The organism is Streptomyces sp. NPDC054961, from assembly GCF_053609145.1.
The window spans coordinates 1-1,259 of record NZ_JBSGWY010000114.1 but is presented as its reverse complement, the minus strand read 5'-3'; the positions used below and the strand labels follow the sequence as shown (position 1 = coordinate 1,259).

Annotated in this window: 1 protein-coding gene; it reads left to right on the top strand. The window is 68.2% G+C overall.

From position 1 onward, the window contains the following. The coding region (locus ACWF9Z_RS36705) for a transposase (protein ID WP_453609969.1) at positions 1-1,243 on the top strand (1,243 nt) is incomplete at its 5' end. Positions 1,244-1,259 lie beyond the last annotated feature (16 nt).

Below are 1,259 nucleotides of genomic sequence, written 5' to 3'. Positions count from 1 at the left end.
TGAGACGGTTCGCGCTGCCCTGGAGGCGTTGGTCTGCGCGGCTCCGCACTGGGTGGGACAGGTGATCGACGTGCCTTCCTGGAGTCGGCGTTACGGCGACCGGGTCCCCGGCTGGCACGCGCCCGCGTCCAAGGCCAAACGCGCCCGGCTGGCTGTCGACTACGGCCAGGACGGCTTCGCCCTGCTCACCGCGGTCCACGCGCCCGCGTCCCCGACGTGGCTGCGGGACCTGCCGGCTGTCCAGGTTCTGCGGTGCGTGCTGGTGCAGATCTACACCCGCACGGTGTCGGGCAGTGGACGGGAGGTGGTCAAGCGGCGGGAGGCGAAGGTGGACGGTCTCCCGCCCGGTCAACGGCGTGTGACGTCGCCGTATGACATCGATGCCCGCCGGAGCGTCAAGGGTGACACCCTGTGGAACGGCTTCAAGATCCATATCAGTGAGACCTGCCAGGCCAACGGACCGGCCGCGAGCGGCAACAACGGCGATGCGCGGCCGGGACGGCGCAGGGCCACCCGGCCGAACCTGGTCACCAACGTCACCACCACGGCCGCCACCGTCGCCGACAATGCCGTGCTCGATACCGTCCACCAGGTCCTCCAGCGACGCGGGCTGCTGCCCGGGGAGCACTACCTGGACAGTGGGTATGCCTCGGCCGAGCTGATCGTGGGGTCCGTGAAGCGGTTCGGTGTCGTGCTGGTCACCCCGATGCTGAGTGACCAGACCCGTCAGGGCAGGGCCAAGGAGGGCTTCGCCACCCACGACTTCCGCATCGACTGGCAGGGCCGGGAGGTCGTCTGCCCGGCCGGGCGGACGAGCACCGCCTGGAGCCCCTGCCGCCAAGGCGGCCTTGCCAAGACGGTGGTCGTTTTCTCCCCTACGGTCTGCGGCCCCTGCCCGCTACGGCCCAAGTGCACGACCTCGAAGCTCGGACGCCGTCAACTCACTCTGCAACCACAGGAGATGCACGAGGCACTGAAGAGTGCGCGTGCCCGACAGGAAACCGATGAGTGGAAGCATGACTACGCGTTGCGCGCCGGAGTCGAAGGGACCATCCACCAGGCCACCACCGTGACCGGTATCCGCCGTGCCCGTTACCACGGTCTGAAGAAAACTCACCTCGACCACGTCTACAGCGCGGTGGCGTTGAACCTGATCCGTCTCGACGCCTGGTGGAACGGCCACCCCCTCGACCGCACCCGCACCAGCCACCTCGCCCGACTAAATCTCTCCCTCGTCGCCTGAATTAGCCACCAGGATC